This window comes from Mucilaginibacter sp. (assembly GCF_036383575.1).
Taxonomy (GTDB): domain Bacteria; phylum Bacteroidota; class Bacteroidia; order Sphingobacteriales; family Sphingobacteriaceae; genus Mucilaginibacter.
Genome location: NZ_DASVOB010000101.1, coordinates 1 through 16,018 on the forward strand (window position 1 = coordinate 1; position 16,018 = coordinate 16,018).

The following is a 16,018-nucleotide window of genomic DNA, read 5'->3' on the forward strand; positions in this document are numbered from 1 at the left end:
TATCGGCCGGCTATGGCAGTGGCGGTTACGGCGGCGGAATCGGCGGCGGAATTGGGATTAACCTTGGCGGCGGTGGTGGTCGCGGGGGCAGTTCAAAAATAACCTACTATTACGGCGAAACTACCGCCGGTATGAAACGACTTACCAACGAAAACTTTGAGGATATTATGAGCGACATTATGGGCGATGAACCAGATCTTGTAGATCAGATCCACGAGCATAAATTCAGTCTTAAAAGTATTGATAAGCTCATTGCAAAGTTCAACGAGCTGCAAAAAGCAAGGCAATAGAAAATTGTTACCGTTGAAGACTTACGAAGTTTTAAAAACTTCGTAAGTCTGGAGTATACGTTGTCTCAAATCTCACGCCAAATTTCTCCTATCTAATCAGGGCGTTGCCTGCGGCCGGGCTATCCGCTCATACTGCGCAAGGCCTTAGTCACGGGCTGGTATCCGCTACTATCCCTAACGCAAAACCTCATATTTATAACGCTATCAAAACGCAATTTGAGAATAAAACTGGTTACCGGCCAGACATGCTTCCTCTTTTTTCTTCCCTGAACGTCACGCGTTTACCCACAAATGTTAATTAATTAAAAACCATTTAGCGTAATTACAAGTTATTAAACTATAGTAATTAACCAAATAAATAACTTTTAATTAATTATATCGACATAGACGGCTACTCATTACATTTTAATTCACTAAAAAAACAGAAAGAAAGATGAACATGAAAAAGTCAGTTTTAATAGCCGTTGCTTCAATAGCCATTGGTTTTTTATCAAACCAGGCAATAGCTCAAACACAGGATACAACCAAAAAGGACACTGCTAAAACAACTGCCGCTCCTGCAACAACCCCATCAACCGCTGCCGCATCAAATGATGTAGTTGGCGTTATGGCAACATCAACTAATTACGCGCCAATGGCGCTTGCAATAAAATCAGCTCAGCTTGAGCCAACATTGCAGGCACCAGGCCCGTTCACCATATTTGCACCAAATGATGTAGCTTTCAGCAAATTGCCAAAAGCACAGTTTGATGCCCTGATGAAAGATCCGGCCAAATTTGCTCCGATACTGAAATATCACGTAGTTGCGGGCAAATACACTAAAGCCGATATCATTAAGGCATTAGGTGTAGGTAAAGGCAAGGCCGACCTGAAAACCATCGACGGGCAAACATTGCATTTATCTGTAAACGATAAAAGCAACCTGCAGATCGTGGATGCCAAGGGCGCCGCAGTATTGGTAACGTCGTTTGACACCGAGGCGAGTAATGGTGTTATACACGGCGTTAATGGCATTATGACACCTTAACCACAAACACCTTGTTTGAAATTTAAATCCATGAAGAGCCCGGTCAAAAGCCGGGTTCTTTCATTTATGGCTACGTACAAGCCAGGAATCTTTGGTTAGCTGATAGTCAAGAAAAATATGTTCACCATTATCGGAAGGGAATTGACCAGCGAGATAAAAATCATTTTTTACAAGTAGCTTAACTGAATTTTCATTTCTCCCGACCGGACAGGCAGTTATTGCCTCAAAGCCTGCCGTTTCAAAACCATACTTAAGCACCGCTGATAAAGCCTCCTGCATTAAACCCTTTCCTTGTTGATCAGGGTAAAGCTCATACCCTATTTCTGCTTTTTTATCGATCGGTTCAAGGTTCCAGTAACATATGGTTCCGATGAGATCGTTATCATCTTTTAACGTTACAGCCCAGTAAAAACCTTCGCCCCTGCTCACTATGCCTTCTATTTTTTTAATAAATGAGCGCGCTTCATCAATAGTGATATCATTTGAACGCCCAAGATATTTGTTCACTTCGGGATTAGAGCGGATAGCCAATAGTTGCGGTGCATCCGAGTCGAGCAATCCGCGCAAGCGCAGGCGTTCGGTACTAAGCAGTGGCATTCCGGGCACATTCATAACTATGCGGTTTTCTTATTTTCTCTATCGGCAATGAATACCACAGGCAGGCCAACACAAATTACCAGCGTCAGCATCCCGATAAGGGCGGTGGTTACAGGTATATGAAAGCCAGGCTTCGTGGTTATTTTACTCAGTGGCACTACGCCTAAATTCATGATAAGCCAGGCCGTTACACCATAAACAACCGCTACAAAGTATTTATTGCGCAACCCGTTGTAAAAGAATGGATAAAGCAGAAAAAACACCGCGCTGAATAAAAAAGCGATAACATAGTGAAAAATCACCCCGGCAACTATGATCTCTGCTCCACCTGCAAAAGCCGGCGCACCAAAGGCACCGCTGGCAATAAATTTAAAAATAACGCCAGGGTTTACTTTATAATTCAGGATCATGGCTGCAAGGCCATCGAGCGTACCTGTTATAAACCCAGCGAACAGGATATTGATTAGTTTACTCTTTCTCTTCGGGTTGACTTTTGTTAGCATGGCAGAAATTACAAAAGCGTAAATTTATGGTTTTAGGATTCGATAAATTGTGTGTGAAACATATTTTTTACCTGCGTTTCCTGATTAGTAAAACTTCATTATAGTCCTTTTCTACAGTGCGATTACTACTTCAAATATTCATCCATAAAATAAAATACTCTTTTCCTGATATCTTCAGCATCAAACATCACCCCGTAATGCGGTGCATTGGGTACAATGATAAGCTCATTTTTTACACCGGCAAGCTTGAGGTATGAACTTAACAAAACCGATTGAGTATAATTCACCGATTCATCTTTTTCCCCCTGAACGATAAGGAATGGCGGATCGTTTTTATCAACATAAGTAACCGGGCTGGCTATATTAGCCAGATCGGGCCGATCTATAGGGTAAGCACCGAGCAACAGGTTTACCGGGCTTTTAGGGTCGTTAACATCGCTGCCTTTTAGCGACAGGAAGTTTGACGGACCATAAAAATCAAGAGCGAGCTTAATTTTGAAATGAGGTTTGTTCCCCTCGGGGTAAAACTGTTTGATATTGTTATTATTAGACAAGGCCAGTAACGACGCCAAATGCCCTCCGGCCGAAAAACCGATCACTCCAAACTTATCCTTGTTAAGTTTATATTTTGAAGCGTTTTGATAAAGAAACTCAATAGCCTGATTGCAATCTTGAATCTGTGCGGGAAATGGTGCAGTAGTGCTCCAACGATAATCAATAGAAGCCACGGCATAACCATTATCAATAAAGCCCTGAACGGTTTTCTGCATATAGCCCATGTCGGCATATTTATCGTTCAGCATCCAAGCACCACCATGGATCCAGATAATAACCGGGTAGCTATCTTTTGCCGTTGGCGGCAGGTAGATATCCAGCAGGTGCTTTTTTAAGGTATCACCGGCATAGTTTATATCTCCATACAATATAGTGCCCTTTGGAAAAAATGGCTGTTTTGGGCTTGATGTTTGAGCGTGAATTGATACGGATAAAGCACTGATCAGAACGATCAGCAGGGTTTGGGTAATCTTCTTCATAACTGGTTAATTGCTTAAAGATAATGCATATCCTTAAAAATCAACAATTAAATCCCTACCGAAAAATACAATATCCAGGCTATAAATAACAATTGTAAAGGAATGCGGAACCATAAATAGCCGGTACCACTGCCATCGTAAGTGGCCTTTTCAAAATTTACATGCTTGATAGTGGCATTGATATTTGCAGGCAGCATTACTACAAACATGATGAGTAAAATGATCCCGGCAATGTGCCTTGTAGTGTTAATAATCAACAATGCACCGAGGATTATCTCCATTATACCGGTTAAATAAACTAAAGCCCCTTTAAAAGGGATAAAGGACGGCATCATCATGGCCATGCCTTTGGTAAACATAAAATGCCCTAATGACGCAAACCAAAGCATCAGCATCATGGCAACGTTACCACTAAGGATAATATTCCAATCGTCAATAAAGAGACGCGAAATAACGGCCGTAAGGATAAAACTTATGATGAGAACGAGCAGGACTTTCATAAGGTAATTAAACTTTAGACAGAGCAAATAGAGTTAAGTAACCAAAACTTCCCCAATATATTACAAAGAATATAAAATCCAAAAACGTGATGTTTCGGTTATCAAATAAATCTTTATAGTCATTAGTTGGCATACCTAATTCTTGCTTTTGAATCTTTCTGCTTGCTATCCTTAACCCCTGGTATAACAACAACAATATAGTGGTATTTAATAAAAGGCCCCGTGCCCCATTGTAAACGGTATTATTTTTAAATAAAAAGAATAAACAGATATGAACCGCTCCGAACCCGCACCAAATTAGAAAGGTTTTTAAATTTCTTAAAGAAACGTAGTTAAGCAAATAGTTGAACATTTGAAGGGGTAGCACATAAAAAAATAAACTAACAACCTTATTTGGGCCTAAATTCCAAAAGTTATAAATAATAAAAATTACTGTTACAACTCCATAGCCCCACACAGTAATTAAATCCCATGTGGATAATGGCTCAAAATAAAATAGCGGCTTTTTTAAAGCTCTACGCCTTGGCATAATTCTATGCTTTTATCAACTGCTCCCCTTCAATCTTCTTCTGCAATTCCAAAATAGCACCGATAAGCGCTTCGGGACGCGGCGGGCAGCCTTGTACGTATACATCAACGGGGATCACCCTGTCAACGCCTTTTACAACGTGGTAACCATGCTGCCAGTACGGGCCGCCGCAGTTGGAGCATGACCCCATCGAGATCACATATTTAGGATCGGGCATTTGCTCGTACAGGCGTTTAATGCGTTCGGCCATTTTAAAGGTAACTGTACCGGCAATAATGATCACATCAGCCTGACGGGCAGACGGGCGGGGGAAAACACCAAAGCGGTCGAGATCATAAGTAGAAGCCATAGAGCCCATCATTTCGATGGCACAGCAGGCTATACCAAAACTGAGCGGCCATAAAGACGATAACCGCGCCCAATTGAGCAGGTCGTTCATTTTGGTTATCACTACACCACCATTCTCGCTTGTTATATCATTACTCATTTGCAGGCTTTTTAAAGGTTGGTTTAAACATAGGTTTGCGTGCAGGCTCGGCGGCGGGGGTAGTAGCAGTAGCAGCAGTTGCTGTTATAGTTTCAGCATTGAAAGCTTTTACCGTAAAGCGGCCTTGTTCCTGGTTTAGCTGTTCGTACAACGATGGCGGAATATGTACATCAGTATGCGGTACAACCGGGGTTGGTTTTATCCAGTCCAAATCTCCCTTGCGCCAAACGTAAATTAAACCGATAATCAGGATGCCCAAAAACACAAACATTTCGGTAAGTGAAAGCCAGCCCCAGCGTGTGTCCTGCGCTGCAATTTCATGGCTGCCAAATACCGTTGCCCATGGAAAAATAAAAACCATCTCCACATCAAACAGCAAGAAAACCAGTGCTATAACATAAAAGCGCGAATTAAAAGGCAACCAGGCATTACCGGTTGGTTCTTCACCACATTCGTACGAGCTTAGCTTCTCGGCATTGGGATTATTGGGGGCCAAAAGTTTGTTGATAAAAAATATCACGCACACCATTATTATCCCCGTAATAATAAAGATGAGTATCTTTCCAAATTCTGATATTTGCGAAACATCCGTCATGAGTACAAATTTAGTAAAACAAACAGATTTTGACGCTATAATAATTGGCGGGGGCGCATGCGGCCTCATGTGCGCCGTACAGGCCGGCTTTTTAGGTAAGCGTGTATTAGTACTTGAAAAAAACGATCGTGTTGGCGCAAAGATCCTGATCAGCGGCGGAGGGCGTTGTAACTATACCAATCTTTATGTTACCGATCAGCAGTTTATTTCGCAAAATCCACACTTCTCAAAATCAGCCTTTTCGCAGTGGACGGTTGATGATACCATCAGCTTTTTTGAGACCTACGGCATCAACGGTAAGGAAAAAACGTTAGGCCAGCTTTTCCCGGTAAGCGATAAAGCTAAAGATGTGGTTGAGGTTTTCACCAACCTGTGTGATGATCTTGGGCAGGAGATTTGGGTTAATGCCGAAGTTAAAACAGTTGAAAAAACTGACGATGGCTTTACAGTACGCGCCGAAGTTAACGGTAAACAGGAATATATCAGCGCCGTCAGTGTGGTCATGGCAGCCGGAGGTTTACCTATTCCCAAAATGGGCGCTACCGATTTTGGCTTGCGAACGGCACGCAATTTCGATTTAAAAGTTACTGATACCGCCCCTGCCCTGGTGCCGCTCACCATTACCGGCAAAGATCAGCCCTGGTATGAGCAACTATCTGGCAATAGCATTTTTTGCCGTGTTTGGAACGACAAGGCCAGTTTTGAAGAAAACATCCTGTTTACCCACTGGGGCCTCAGCGGACCAGCCATATTACAGATCTCCTCCTACTGGAAACCCGGCGAAATCATCAATATCGATCTGCTCCCCAATCAAAACATTGCCGACCTCATTCAACAGGAAAAAGAAACCAATGGCAAAAAAATGCTGCTGGCCTACATAGCATCCTTATATACCCGCAAATTTGCCGAAGCTTTAAGTGGTAAGCTCCCGGCCGAGAAAAACATGGCGTCATTGACTAAAGCTGATATTGAAAATATCAGCGCACTCATCCATGATTTTAAGGTAAAACCTGCCGGCGATAAAGGTTATGACAAGGCCGAAGTAATGCGCGGTGGTGTAGCTACCGATGAACTATCGTCCAAAACACTGGAAGCTAAAAAGGTGCCAGGATTGTTTTTTGGTGGCGAATGTGTTGATGTTACCGGATGGCTTGGCGGCTATAATTTTCAATGGGCTTGGGCAAGCGGTTTTGTTATAGCGCAGAACATATGACTGTTGATTTTTTTGATTACGTTGATTTCGTTGATGTTATTTCACACGTACCGTATTTCTCTTATTATTCGTTTGCCGTCGCTCGGCTCCGGCCGAGTGTCAGTTATTTCCAGGCCTCTGGCCTGTATTCGCTTAACAGGTTGACATCGTCGGCCAGAGGCCGTAGGATAATTAGCCACCCGGCTGGAGCCGGGCGGCGGCGGGGTTTCCCTGTACAGTTTGGCGTTGCTTACTCGCAATGACGAATGTATAAGGAGGTTTACCGCTCCACTATCTTATAATTTCTATACTCACCAACGCGCCAGCCAGTAAGGTCTTCAATTTTTTGCAGTGCCTTGCGGCGGAAGTCCATGCCGGCCCTTAGCTTTTTGGAGTCGAAATCGATATTCCAGTTGGTAGCGGCTATTCGTTTTTGTATAGGCGCCGGATGTGTGCCGGTAAAGCGGATCAGGCGATCTGCATTACCATAATCAAATTCGTAAGTTTCGGGCAGGTGTTCGGCAAACCAGGTTTCGTCGTGATAAAACTTATTAAAGTTACGCACCTTGTGGGTTAACCCTTGCGGAGGTTTTGCCCAGCCATAATGATAGATATAGGCATCAATAAGCTTTACATTTATCTTGCGGTCATCAAGCCTGAAGCCCTGTGCATCGCGATAGGAATGGATCCCTTTGATATTCTTCAGCAAACGGATCTCGCGGCGATACCAACGCCTCGAATGACCGTAATAGTCATACGAGCCATAAAAATGCAGGTATTTAAACAGCAAGCCTTCAATATTGGGTTTATTTAAAGCTTCCTGCATTTCTTTTTTGATGAGCGGGTGATATTTTTCATGCACCGCTTCATCGCCCTGGATATAAAAACACCAGTCGGCATCAGGTGATATAGCCGCAAACGCTTTATCAGTTTCGGCAGCGAAAACTTTTCCGCCCTCCCTCAATGACTCGTCCCAAACCGAGTCAATAATTTTGATAATTGGCGAGTTGATAGCCTCGATCAGTCCGCGGGTACCGTCATCAGAATTACCAACTACTACAATAAATTCATCGCAAAGCGGCAATATCGATGTTATAGCCTCAACAATTGGATAATCGTTACGTACTGCATTCCTGATAAAGGTAAAACCGGATACTTTCATAAGCGGCGTAAAGATAGATAAGAGAATCAAGATTTGAGGATAGAATCAAGACTTGCAGATGCAAGATTCAGGACATTGCTTAGTGGGTACTATCAATTTGTGACATTGGGATTAACGCATTTTGGCTGCCGATACGTTACTTTGCAAAAAAATAAAATATACTACTGCAATCAGCGGTAACCCATATCAATAAAGTATCACTATGAAGGCACTCGCCAGGCAACTGTTCAAAACTTTTCTATTTTCTGTAATCATATCTATAGTAGCAAGCTGTATCTATTATGCACTTCAGCATAAAGGCGTAGGCGAGGATCTGAAAGCGATATTGCCTTCTATATCTGAAGGTGTGGCCTTCCTTAACATTATCATTTTTATCATGTCGCTCCCTGCCTTGTTTTTGGTTAATCCGGCATATTACAATAATTTATCCATAAGATTGGTGCTGTATTATGCTGGTTCCATTGTATTTACTATTACTGCCTTTCGCCTGCAATTAAGTCCCGAAAACAAAGCCGTTTACTTTATTACAGCCATCAGTTTCATAGTGGTACACAGCGTTTTTTATTACCTGATGACCAAAAAACGCCGTTAAGCTACTGTTGTTTAAAGCATTTATAGGCTTTTTGAAAGATTTAGGCTAAACTTGCATCTTCAAATATGAAAGCATTTTACGGAGATTTAAAACTGGGTATTTTAGGCGGCGGACAGTTAGGCCGCATGCTGATACAGCAAGCCATAAACTATAACGTTACTGTTAAAATACTTGATCCCGATAGGGAAGCGCCGTGCCGTAAACTTTGTGATGAGTTTACTATTGGTTCACTGGGCGATTATGAAACGGTATATAACTTCGGCAAAACTGTCGACCTGCTTACCATTGAAATAGAGAAGGTTAACGTTGATGCCCTTGAACAATTGGAAAAGGAAGGCGTACTGGTTTATCCCCAATCACGCATTATCCGCCTGATCCAGGATAAAGGCTTGCAAAAGCAGTTTTTCAAAGAAAACGATATCCCTACTGCCGATTTCCAGATCATATCATCACCTCAACAGCTTCAGCAAAGCCTGATCCCTTTCCCTTATATCCAAAAACTGCGTAAGGATGGTTATGACGGCAAAGGCGTATATAAAGTAATTGACGAAAGTTACCTTGCCGGTGCTTTTAAAGAGCCAAGCCTTATTGAGAAATGGATCGATTTTGAAAAAGAGATCGCGGTAATTGTTGCCCGTAATGAAAACGGCGAGATCAGCACTTTCCCGATGGTTGAAATGGAGTTTAACCCTAAAGCCAACCTTGTGGAATTTTTGATAGCCCCATCTACCCTCCCATTTGCCATACAGCAAAAAGCAGAGCAGATAGCTAAGAAAATTGCCGACAGCCTTAAAATTGTAGGCCTACTGGCAGTTGAAATGTTTTTAGATAAACATGGCCGTATCCTGGTGAATGAGCTTGCCCCGCGCCCGCATAACAGCGGTCACCAAACCATTGAGGGTAACGTGGTATCACAGTTTGAGCAGCATTTAAGGGCAATATTTAATCAGCCATTAGGTAATACCGCCTGCCTTAATAATGCCATTATGGTGAACGTTTTAGGCGAAGCAGGTTATGAAGGTCCCGCCATTTATCAAGGCATCGAAAAGGTATTGAAAGTACCAGGAGTATATATCCACCTTTACGGTAAAGCACTAACTAAGCCTTTCAGGAAAATGGGCCATGTTACTATTGTTGATGCCGACAGGGAAAAGGCAATCGAAAAAGCAAGATTTGTACAAAAAACATTAAAAGTAATAAGTTAATACAGACGTAAACCACCCGTCATTGCGAGGCACGAAGCAATCTCGAACTATACAGGGCCAACCTGCTAACCGGGATTGCTTCGTGCCTCGCAATGACGCTTATAAAATAAAACCATGAGTACACCAAAAGTCGCCATTATAATGGGCAGCAAATCGGATCTGAATGTAATGCAGGACGCTGCTGATGTATTAGCCGAATTAGGCGTTGATTATGAAATAACCGTGGTATCGGCCCACCGCACACCTGATCGTATGTTCAGCTACGCCCGTGCCGCTGCCGACCGTGGTATAAAAGTAATTATAGCCGGTGCAGGCGGTGCAGCCCACCTACCGGGTATGGTTGCCTCATTAACACATTTACCGGTGATTGGCGTACCAGTAAAATCAAGTAACTCTATTGATGGCTGGGATTCTATCCTATCCATTTTGCAAATGCCAAATGGTATCCCTGTAGCAACCGTAGCTTTAAATGCAGCCAAAAACGCAGGGATCCTTGCAGCCCAGATCCTTTCAACAGCAGATGAATATCTTGTAAAAAACCTCATCGACTTTAAAGAAAACCTTAAAAAGAAAGTTGAAGAATCGGCAAGGGAAATGGAAGGTGAAGAATAGTTGACAGTTTGCAGTTGCCTGTGGGCAGTTAACAGTTTATACCAAAAATGGGATTTGATTTTAATCAAATCCCATTTTTGGTATAATAATATTAGCCGTTTTGTAAGAGTTACTGCAAACTGCCCACAGGCAACTGCCAACTCAATTCAAAGCCGGATTTTCCGGAAAATTAGCAATGTGTGCGTAGCGCTGGCCAAGATTAATCACTACCTGGCGCCAAAGATTTTGTTCATCAAGGGTAAATAACGCTTCCACATCAAATTTATTCGTTACTATCCAGCTGTCGTCTTTTATTTCTTCATCCAGCTGTTTTGGAGTCCAACCGGAGTATCCGGCGAAAAATTTAATTTCCTCGGGACTTAATTGATAGTTGGATACCAGGTATTTCACTTGTTCAAAATCGCCGCCCCAATAAAGACCATCGGCTATTTCTATACCGCCTTCTATTTTATCGGGAGCGCAATGAATAAAATGTAAAGTATTTTTCGCTACAGGACCACCTTCGTAAACAGGCATCTCCGAGTAAGAAACATCGGGCAGTACATCGCCCAGTAAATATTCGCTTTGATGGTTCAGAATAAAGCCCATAGCACCTTCCTCAGAGTATTCTGTTAAAATTATTACCGATCTCTTAAAATTCGGATCCATCATAAAGGGTTCCGAAATAAGTAAATGGCCTGCCGCGGCCGCTATAGGACTAAGCATAAAGTTTAGCGTTTAAATACATAACAAGCATAACAAAAATATGTTCAATTATGAATAATGATTTACATCATTATATACGGCTTAATTAATTTGTAAGTTTGCATTAAAATGAATCAGCAGGAAATACAAAATTTAAGGCAGGATTACAGTGCATCTACCCTATCAGAAAACAGCACTAAAGGTGATCCTATTAAACAATTTGAACAATGGTTTAACGAAGCTTTGGAGGCAAAATTGCATGAGCCCAATGCAATGACGCTTTCAACAGCTACCATAAATGGCAAGCCTTCGGCACGCATCGTACTTTTAAAAGGCTTCCATACAGGCGGTTTTATATTCTTCACCAACTATTTAAGCCGTAAAGGCAAAGAGATAGCCAAGAACCCGCAGGGCGCGTTAACCTTTTTTTGGGGAGGCCTTGAGCGCCAGGTGCGTATTGAAGGCACTATCGAAAAAGTAAGCAAGGAAGAGTCTGAAAAATATTTCCATTCGCGCCCTAAAGGCAGCCAGGTTGGTGCGGTAGTATCGCCCCAAAGCCAGGAAATTGAAAGCCGGGAATTGCTGGAGCAAAAATGGAACGAACTGGAAGCAGAATATGCCGATAAAGAAGTGCCCAAACCTTCATACAGGGGTGGCTATATCTTAAACCCGCAAGTGGTTGAGTTTTGGCAAGGACGCCCAAGCCGAATGCACGACCGCATCCTGTATAAAAAAACTGATAAAAAAACCTGGAAAAAAGTACGCCTTGCGCCATGAGTTTTGATGATATTAAACAATTGCTCACCGACAAATTTGGTGATACTGTAATTACCGGCGAAGAAACCAGCGGCCTGCAACCCGCCCTGCTTATTAACCCGGATGATATTACAGCGGTATGCCTGGAATTACGCAACAATCCTAAAACTTATTTCGATTTCCTGTCGAGCCTGAGTGGGGTGCATTATAATGATGAGGCAAACCGTTTTGGCGTGGTTTATCATTTGGCATCTATCCCATACAAAACCCAGCTTACTTTAAAAATAAGCAAGCCTCACCAAAAAGAAAGCCCTGAACTGCCCGAATTTAAAAGTATAACCTCCGTTTACCGCACAGCCGACTGGCATGAGCGCGAAGCCTACGATTTGTTAGGCATCTACTTTGAAGGCCACCCCGATCTTCGCCGGATCTTATTGCCCGACGACTGGGATGGCTTTCCTTTAAGGAAAGACTACCAGAACGCCGAATTTTATAAGGGGATCAGGATAGATTAATATCCTGTACCGATGCTTATATCTTTGAGCTGCAAGGCTTAACTATTTAAATCATATCCCGTATAATATCCATAGTTTAATTAAATCTTTTTATTAAGATTGTATAACCCTATTTATTAAACCATGGATATTATAAGGAGAGATAACATCACCTACGAGGAATTTATTGAGGAGCATTATAAACCCGGCATCCCGGTAGTTTTTACCAAGGCAGCCAAGGTTTGGAAGGCTAACGGCCTCTTCACCCCCGATTGGTTTCGTGAAAATTATCCCGACCGTAAAACTGACGTTAGGGGTACTACTTATACCATGAAACAGGTTATGGATATGGTTGAAGCCAGCACTGAAAATAAGCCAGCCCCCTATCCTATGATTTTTGATATCCCATCAACCATTCCCGAATTGATGCCGCTTTTGGATCCGCTCGATCTGAATTACGCATCGCCAAACTGGTTGCGTAACAAAATGTTCAACATCGGTAAGTGGGGCGGGGCTATTGAAATGTTTGTCGGCGGCCCCGGCGGCCGGTTTCCTTACATGCATATCGACTATTATCACCTTAATGCATGGATCACACAGCTTTACGGCGAAAAGCGCTTTACCGTGTTCCCACGTGGGCAGGAAGACCTGCTTTATCCGCGACCAGATGATCCGTGGCGTTCAGAACTAAATATTTTTGAACCGGATTACGAAAAATATCCAAAGTATAAAGATGCCACCCCAATACATTTTGTTGTAGGCCCGGGCGAAACTTTGTTTATCCCTTTTGGCACCTGGCATTCGGCATATTCATTAACACCTACCATATCGGTTGCTTTTGATACGCTCAACAACAAAAACCATAAAGAATTTATGAAAGACGTTTGGACCTTCAAAAGCCGCGACAGCAAGGCAAAAGCAGTGGCGATGTACAGCTATGCATGGGTAGCAACCCAGCTCAGCAAAATGACCGACAAATCGACAGTAAAGTAAATTATCTGGATTTAATCAACTTAGCGGCTACAACAACCAGAGGGATCGATCTTTAAAATAATTCGATGTGTTTGAAAAAATTGCAGTAAGAAATTTTACGCGAATTATTTTTCAGACTTATCACAATTAATCGAATTACACGAATTTTTCAATTACATAAATTTGACATTCGTGCAATTCGATTAATTTGAAAATATTAGTGTAAAAATTTCTTATTCGCTCGCCTCCCGTCAGCATACATTTTTAAAAGCAATTTCCCCGCTAAAACAGCCCTATAATTGAAAAAAAAAGCTGATTTTTGATATCTATATTATGGTATAACTATACTATATACGGATACTAATTTAACAGGATATAAAATTGGTCATTACAAACCCTAAATACGAAGAAGCCCTACTCAGGTACAATAAAAAGATAGCCGACGCCAGTGTTGAGGATATGATCCTTAATGTTGGTCCGCAGCACCCCTCAACCCATGGTGTTTTACGCTTGGAGTTAATTACTGATGGCGAGATAGTAAAAGAAGTGATCCCCCATATTGGTTACCTGCACCGCTGCTTCGATAAACATGCCGAATCGTTAACCTATCAGCAAACCATTCCTTTTACTGATAGGCTTGATTACCTGGCTTCCATGAACAACAGCCATGCCTTTGTAATGGGTGTTGAGCGTATGATGGGCATTGATAAGGATATTCCTAAACGTGTTGAATATATCCGCGTACTGGTTTGTGAATTAAACCGCATTGCATCGCACCTGATAGCCATTGGTACTTATGGTATTGATATAGGTGCTTTTACCCCTTTCCTCTGGTGTTTCAGGGATAGGGAACATATTATGGGCATGCTGGAGTGGGCTTCAGGTTCACGCATGTTGTATAATTACATTTGGGTGGGCGGCCTGTTTTACGATCTGCCGGTTGGCTTTGAAGAACGCTGCCGCGATTTCGTGGAATACTTTAAACCTAAAATGGTTGAGCTTAACCAGTTACTTACCGATAACCAGGTATTTATTTCACGTACGGCCAATGTGGGTGTTTTACCGCTTGATGTGGCTATAAACTATGGTTGCTCAGGGCCGATGCTACGTGCATCAGGTTTAAAATGGGACTTGCGCCGTATTGATAATTATTCCGCATACCCTGAAATTGATTTTGAGATCCCCATTGGTACAGGCCTGATGGGTAAAGTTGGTGACTGCTGGGACAGGTATAAGGTACGTGTTGATGAAATTGAGCAATCATTAAGGATAGTTGAACAATGCCTTGACCGCTTGCAAAAAGAGCTGAAGCGTACGCCCGATTTTGATCCCCGTGCAAAAATGCCACGCAAAACTATTCCCAAAGCTCAGGATTACTATGTACGCTGCGAAGGCGCGAAAGGCGAACTTGGTTTCTATTTTATGACCGACGGTAAATCCGAGATCCCAACCCGCGTTAAATCCCGCGGGCCGAGCTTTAATAATCTTTCTGTATTATCCGAATTATCTAAAGGCGTATTAATTGCCGATCTGATAGCTATAGTAGGCTCTATCGACTTTGTTTTAGGAGAGGTTGATAGGTAAAATCAATATCTCCATCCCGTCATTGCGAGGCACGAAGCAATCGCGAACTATACAGAACGGCTCTGTAAATCGGGGATTGCTTCGTGCCTTATAATGACGGGTTGTAAAAAATATCGCTGAACAAAAAAGAGACCCCTCACGGCGTCTCTTCTCATTTAATATATTAATTTTTATTGGATTGGGCTAATGATTACTGGTTATATACTTTAACCATGAATACGTAGTTCTTAAGCTTATTGCTCTGTTGGATACGGGTTAATCCGGCTAATTTATTCTTAGTGTTCAGATTAAGCGTTTTAGACAACGAATCTGTTGGGATATTTTGTATCGCTTTTAACAGGTACGTCGATTTTTTTGCAAAATATGCGCCTGCAACCTGGGTTTGTCGTGCGGTGATAACACCTATTACATTTCCCTTCTCGTCAAGTAACGGCCCTCCAGAATTACCCGGATTTACCGGAACAGAAGTTACATATTCCGTAGTATCATTTGAATAATTTGCCGCCGAAGCTAAATATCCTGCGCCATAAACCAAATTATCTGCCGGATAGCCAAGTGTATAAACGTTTTCACCAAGATCGCCTTCTGAACGTTTAAGATTATATGGTATAGGCCCAAGATTTTTAAACGAAGGATCATTGATCTGCAATATGGCCAGATCATATTGCGGCTCGGTATAAATTACTTTAGCATGGAACGATTCGCCGGCTGCATTCTGCACATAAACCGAATCGGCGTTTTTAATTACGTGGTAATCGGTAACTAAATAACCGTTTGATGTTAAGGCAAAACCAGTTCCTCTGAAATTGGCCGGTGCCCTGGTTATTTTGGGCTTTACAGGTGTACGGCCATGGCCAATTTGAGCTACAGTTTTCTCCATGTTATTGAGCTTTTCACTCAACTTTTCATATTTCGACTTATCGCTACTTAACTTACCAGTAAGAATTAAGATCGTCAAAACACCAAAAATGGCGACCGAAGCTGCAACCGATATTTTTGAGTGATGGTTACGCCACATACGTACAATCCACACCGGGTGGATCATCACTTCTTCCTTCAGTGCATGAACATCAATTTCATCATGGATAGCATTTAAACGCCTTTCAAGCTCAAGGCGTTCGCCATATTGCTTCAATAAACCTATAAACTTAACGTGTTCGGTAACTTTACTTTCAACAGCCGCATCGTTTTTGCGGAGCAGTT

The 16,018-nt window shown here is 42.3% G+C and carries 20 protein-coding genes; 10 read left to right on the forward strand and 10 right to left on the reverse strand.

The features are described from left to right. On the forward strand, nt 1-290 hold a 290-nt coding region (locus tag VF500_RS03715; protein WP_330858380.1), incomplete at its 5' end, for a hypothetical protein. Between the two features lie 439 nt (nt 291-729). Continuing rightward, nucleotides 730-1,317, forward strand: coding sequence for a fasciclin domain-containing protein (locus VF500_RS03720; RefSeq protein WP_330858381.1), 588 nt, complete (start codon nt 730-732; stop codon nt 1,315-1,317). 60 nt (nt 1,318-1,377) lie between these two features. On the opposite strand, the gene VF500_RS03725 is transcribed toward VF500_RS03720, so the two are convergent. The 7 genes from VF500_RS03725 to VF500_RS03755 all read right to left on the reverse strand — a co-directional run bounded on the left by VF500_RS03725 (nt 1,378) and on the right by VF500_RS03755 (nt 5,562). Further along, a complete protein-coding gene (locus tag VF500_RS03725) occupies nt 1,378-1,929 on the reverse strand; it encodes a GNAT family N-acetyltransferase (RefSeq protein WP_330858382.1) in 552 nt (183 codons plus the stop codon). A gap of 2 nt (nt 1,930-1,931) precedes the next feature. Then, entirely contained in the window at nt 1,932-2,417 is a 486-nt protein-coding gene (locus VF500_RS03730; RefSeq protein WP_330858383.1) for a hypothetical protein, read from the reverse strand. A 125-nt stretch (nt 2,418-2,542) separates the two neighbouring features. Beyond that, the gene (locus VF500_RS03735) at nt 2,543-3,451 is read right to left on the reverse strand and encodes an alpha/beta hydrolase (RefSeq protein ID WP_330858384.1); all 909 of its coding nucleotides are present in this window, start codon (nt 3,449-3,451) and stop codon (nt 2,543-2,545) included. Between the two features lie 47 nt (nt 3,452-3,498). After that, nucleotides 3,499-3,951 carry a hypothetical protein gene (locus tag VF500_RS03740; protein ID WP_330858385.1) on the reverse strand — a complete coding sequence of 151 codons (453 nt, stop codon included), beginning with the start codon at nt 3,949-3,951 and terminating at the stop codon, nt 3,499-3,501. Nucleotides 3,952-3,958: 7 nt separating this feature from the next. Further along, a complete protein-coding gene (locus VF500_RS03745; RefSeq protein WP_330858386.1) occupies nt 3,959-4,480 on the reverse strand; it encodes a hypothetical protein in 522 nt (173 codons plus the stop codon). Between the two features lie 4 nt (nt 4,481-4,484). After that, complete coding sequence (locus VF500_RS03750; protein ID WP_121227190.1) at nt 4,485-4,967, reverse strand: NADH-quinone oxidoreductase subunit B; 483 nt, start codon at nt 4,965-4,967, stop codon at nt 4,485-4,487. Next, nucleotides 4,960-5,562, reverse strand: coding sequence for an NADH-quinone oxidoreductase subunit A (locus VF500_RS03755; RefSeq protein ID WP_330858387.1), 603 nt, complete (start codon nt 5,560-5,562; stop codon nt 4,960-4,962). Before VF500_RS03755 ends, VF500_RS03750 begins: the two co-directional genes overlap by 8 nt. On the opposite strand from VF500_RS03755, the gene VF500_RS03760 reads away from it, so the two are divergent. Then, nucleotides 5,561-6,775: an NAD(P)/FAD-dependent oxidoreductase gene (locus VF500_RS03760; protein WP_330858388.1), complete on the forward strand. Its 1,215-nt coding sequence runs from the start codon at nt 5,561-5,563 to the stop codon at nt 6,773-6,775. The two genes, VF500_RS03755 and VF500_RS03760, sit on opposite strands and share 2 nt — an antisense overlap. Nucleotides 6,776-7,034: 259 nt before the next feature. Here VF500_RS03760 and VF500_RS03765 read toward each other — a convergent pair whose 3' ends face one another. Next, nucleotides 7,035-7,916, reverse strand: a complete 882-nt coding sequence (locus VF500_RS03765) for a glycosyltransferase family 2 protein (protein ID WP_330858389.1) — start codon at nt 7,914-7,916, stop codon at nt 7,035-7,037. A 202-nt stretch (nt 7,917-8,118) separates the two neighbouring features. Between VF500_RS03765 and VF500_RS03770 the strand changes: the two genes are divergently transcribed. The 3 genes from VF500_RS03770 to purE all read left to right on the forward strand — a co-directional run bounded on the left by VF500_RS03770 (nt 8,119) and on the right by purE (nt 10,325). After that, a complete protein-coding gene (locus VF500_RS03770) occupies nt 8,119-8,508 on the forward strand; it encodes a hypothetical protein (RefSeq protein ID WP_121227200.1) in 390 nt (129 codons plus the stop codon). A gap of 65 nt (nt 8,509-8,573) precedes the next feature. Continuing rightward, nucleotides 8,574-9,713 carry a 5-(carboxyamino)imidazole ribonucleotide synthase gene (locus VF500_RS03775; RefSeq protein WP_330858390.1) on the forward strand — a complete coding sequence of 380 codons (1,140 nt, stop codon included), beginning with the start codon at nt 8,574-8,576 and terminating at the stop codon, nt 9,711-9,713. A 114-nt stretch (nt 9,714-9,827) separates the two neighbouring features. Further along, nucleotides 9,828-10,325 carry a 5-(carboxyamino)imidazole ribonucleotide mutase gene (gene purE / locus VF500_RS03780; RefSeq protein ID WP_330858391.1) on the forward strand — a complete coding sequence of 166 codons (498 nt, stop codon included), beginning with the start codon at nt 9,828-9,830 and terminating at the stop codon, nt 10,323-10,325. 141 nt (nt 10,326-10,466) lie between these two features. On the opposite strand, the gene VF500_RS03785 is transcribed toward purE, so the two are convergent. Beyond that, on the reverse strand, nt 10,467-11,030 hold the full coding sequence (locus VF500_RS03785) for a YqgE/AlgH family protein (protein ID WP_121227208.1): 564 nt from the start codon (nt 11,028-11,030) through the stop codon (nt 10,467-10,469). Nucleotides 11,031-11,138: 108 nt separating this feature from the next. Between VF500_RS03785 and pdxH the strand changes: the two genes are divergently transcribed. The 4 genes from pdxH (at nt 11,139) to VF500_RS03805 (ending at nt 14,815) form a co-directional block, all read left to right on the forward strand. Next, nucleotides 11,139-11,786 (forward strand): pyridoxamine 5'-phosphate oxidase, encoded by a 648-nt coding sequence (gene pdxH / locus VF500_RS03790; RefSeq protein ID WP_330858392.1) that lies wholly within the window; start codon nt 11,139-11,141, stop codon nt 11,784-11,786. Beyond that, nucleotides 11,783-12,280: an NADH-quinone oxidoreductase subunit C gene (locus VF500_RS03795; RefSeq protein ID WP_330858393.1), complete on the forward strand. Its 498-nt coding sequence runs from the start codon at nt 11,783-11,785 to the stop codon at nt 12,278-12,280. The genes pdxH and VF500_RS03795 overlap by 4 nt, the downstream gene beginning before the upstream one ends. A 123-nt stretch (nt 12,281-12,403) precedes the next feature. Next, nucleotides 12,404-13,252 (forward strand): cupin-like domain-containing protein, encoded by an 849-nt coding sequence (locus VF500_RS03800; protein ID WP_330858394.1) that lies wholly within the window; start codon nt 12,404-12,406, stop codon nt 13,250-13,252. A 366-nt stretch (nt 13,253-13,618) separates the two neighbouring features. Beyond that, nucleotides 13,619-14,815: an NADH-quinone oxidoreductase subunit D gene (locus VF500_RS03805; RefSeq protein ID WP_414688563.1), complete on the forward strand. Its 1,197-nt coding sequence runs from the start codon at nt 13,619-13,621 to the stop codon at nt 14,813-14,815. A gap of 190 nt (nt 14,816-15,005) precedes the next feature. Here VF500_RS03805 and VF500_RS03810 read toward each other — a convergent pair. Then, on the reverse strand, nt 15,006-16,018 hold a 1,013-nt coding region (locus VF500_RS03810), incomplete at its 5' end, for a serine protease (RefSeq protein WP_330858395.1).

Coding starts and splice junctions, on each gene's coding strand:
- VF500_RS03720 (WP_330858381.1), top strand. CDS start 730: ATGAAAAAGTCAGTTTTAATAGCCGTTGCTTCAATAGCCATTGGTTTT.
- VF500_RS03725 (WP_330858382.1), bottom strand. CDS start 1,929: ATGAATGTGCCCGGAATGCCACTGCTTAGTACCGAACGCCTGCGCTTG.
- VF500_RS03730 (WP_330858383.1), bottom strand. CDS start 2,417: ATGCTAACAAAAGTCAACCCGAAGAGAAAGAGTAAACTAATCAATATC.
- VF500_RS03735 (WP_330858384.1), bottom strand. CDS start 3,451: ATGAAGAAGATTACCCAAACCCTGCTGATCGTTCTGATCAGTGCTTTA.
- VF500_RS03740 (WP_330858385.1), bottom strand. CDS start 3,951: ATGAAAGTCCTGCTCGTTCTCATCATAAGTTTTATCCTTACGGCCGTT.
- VF500_RS03745 (WP_330858386.1), bottom strand. CDS start 4,480: ATGCCAAGGCGTAGAGCTTTAAAAAAGCCGCTATTTTATTTTGAGCCA.
- VF500_RS03750 (WP_121227190.1), bottom strand. CDS start 4,967: ATGAGTAATGATATAACAAGCGAGAATGGTGGTGTAGTGATAACCAAA.
- VF500_RS03760 (WP_330858388.1), top strand. CDS start 5,561: ATGAGTACAAATTTAGTAAAACAAACAGATTTTGACGCTATAATAATT.
- VF500_RS03755 (WP_330858387.1), bottom strand. CDS start 5,562: ATGACGGATGTTTCGCAAATATCAGAATTTGGAAAGATACTCATCTTT.
- VF500_RS03765 (WP_330858389.1), bottom strand. CDS start 7,916: ATGAAAGTATCCGGTTTTACCTTTATCAGGAATGCAGTACGTAACGAT.
- VF500_RS03770 (WP_121227200.1), top strand. CDS start 8,119: ATGAAGGCACTCGCCAGGCAACTGTTCAAAACTTTTCTATTTTCTGTA.
- VF500_RS03775 (WP_330858390.1), top strand. CDS start 8,574: ATGAAAGCATTTTACGGAGATTTAAAACTGGGTATTTTAGGCGGCGGA.
- purE (WP_330858391.1), top strand. CDS start 9,828: ATGAGTACACCAAAAGTCGCCATTATAATGGGCAGCAAATCGGATCTG.
- VF500_RS03785 (WP_121227208.1), bottom strand. CDS start 11,030: ATGCTTAGTCCTATAGCGGCCGCGGCAGGCCATTTACTTATTTCGGAA.
- pdxH (WP_330858392.1), top strand. CDS start 11,139: ATGAATCAGCAGGAAATACAAAATTTAAGGCAGGATTACAGTGCATCT.
- VF500_RS03795 (WP_330858393.1), top strand. CDS start 11,783: ATGAGTTTTGATGATATTAAACAATTGCTCACCGACAAATTTGGTGAT.
- VF500_RS03800 (WP_330858394.1), top strand. CDS start 12,404: ATGGATATTATAAGGAGAGATAACATCACCTACGAGGAATTTATTGAG.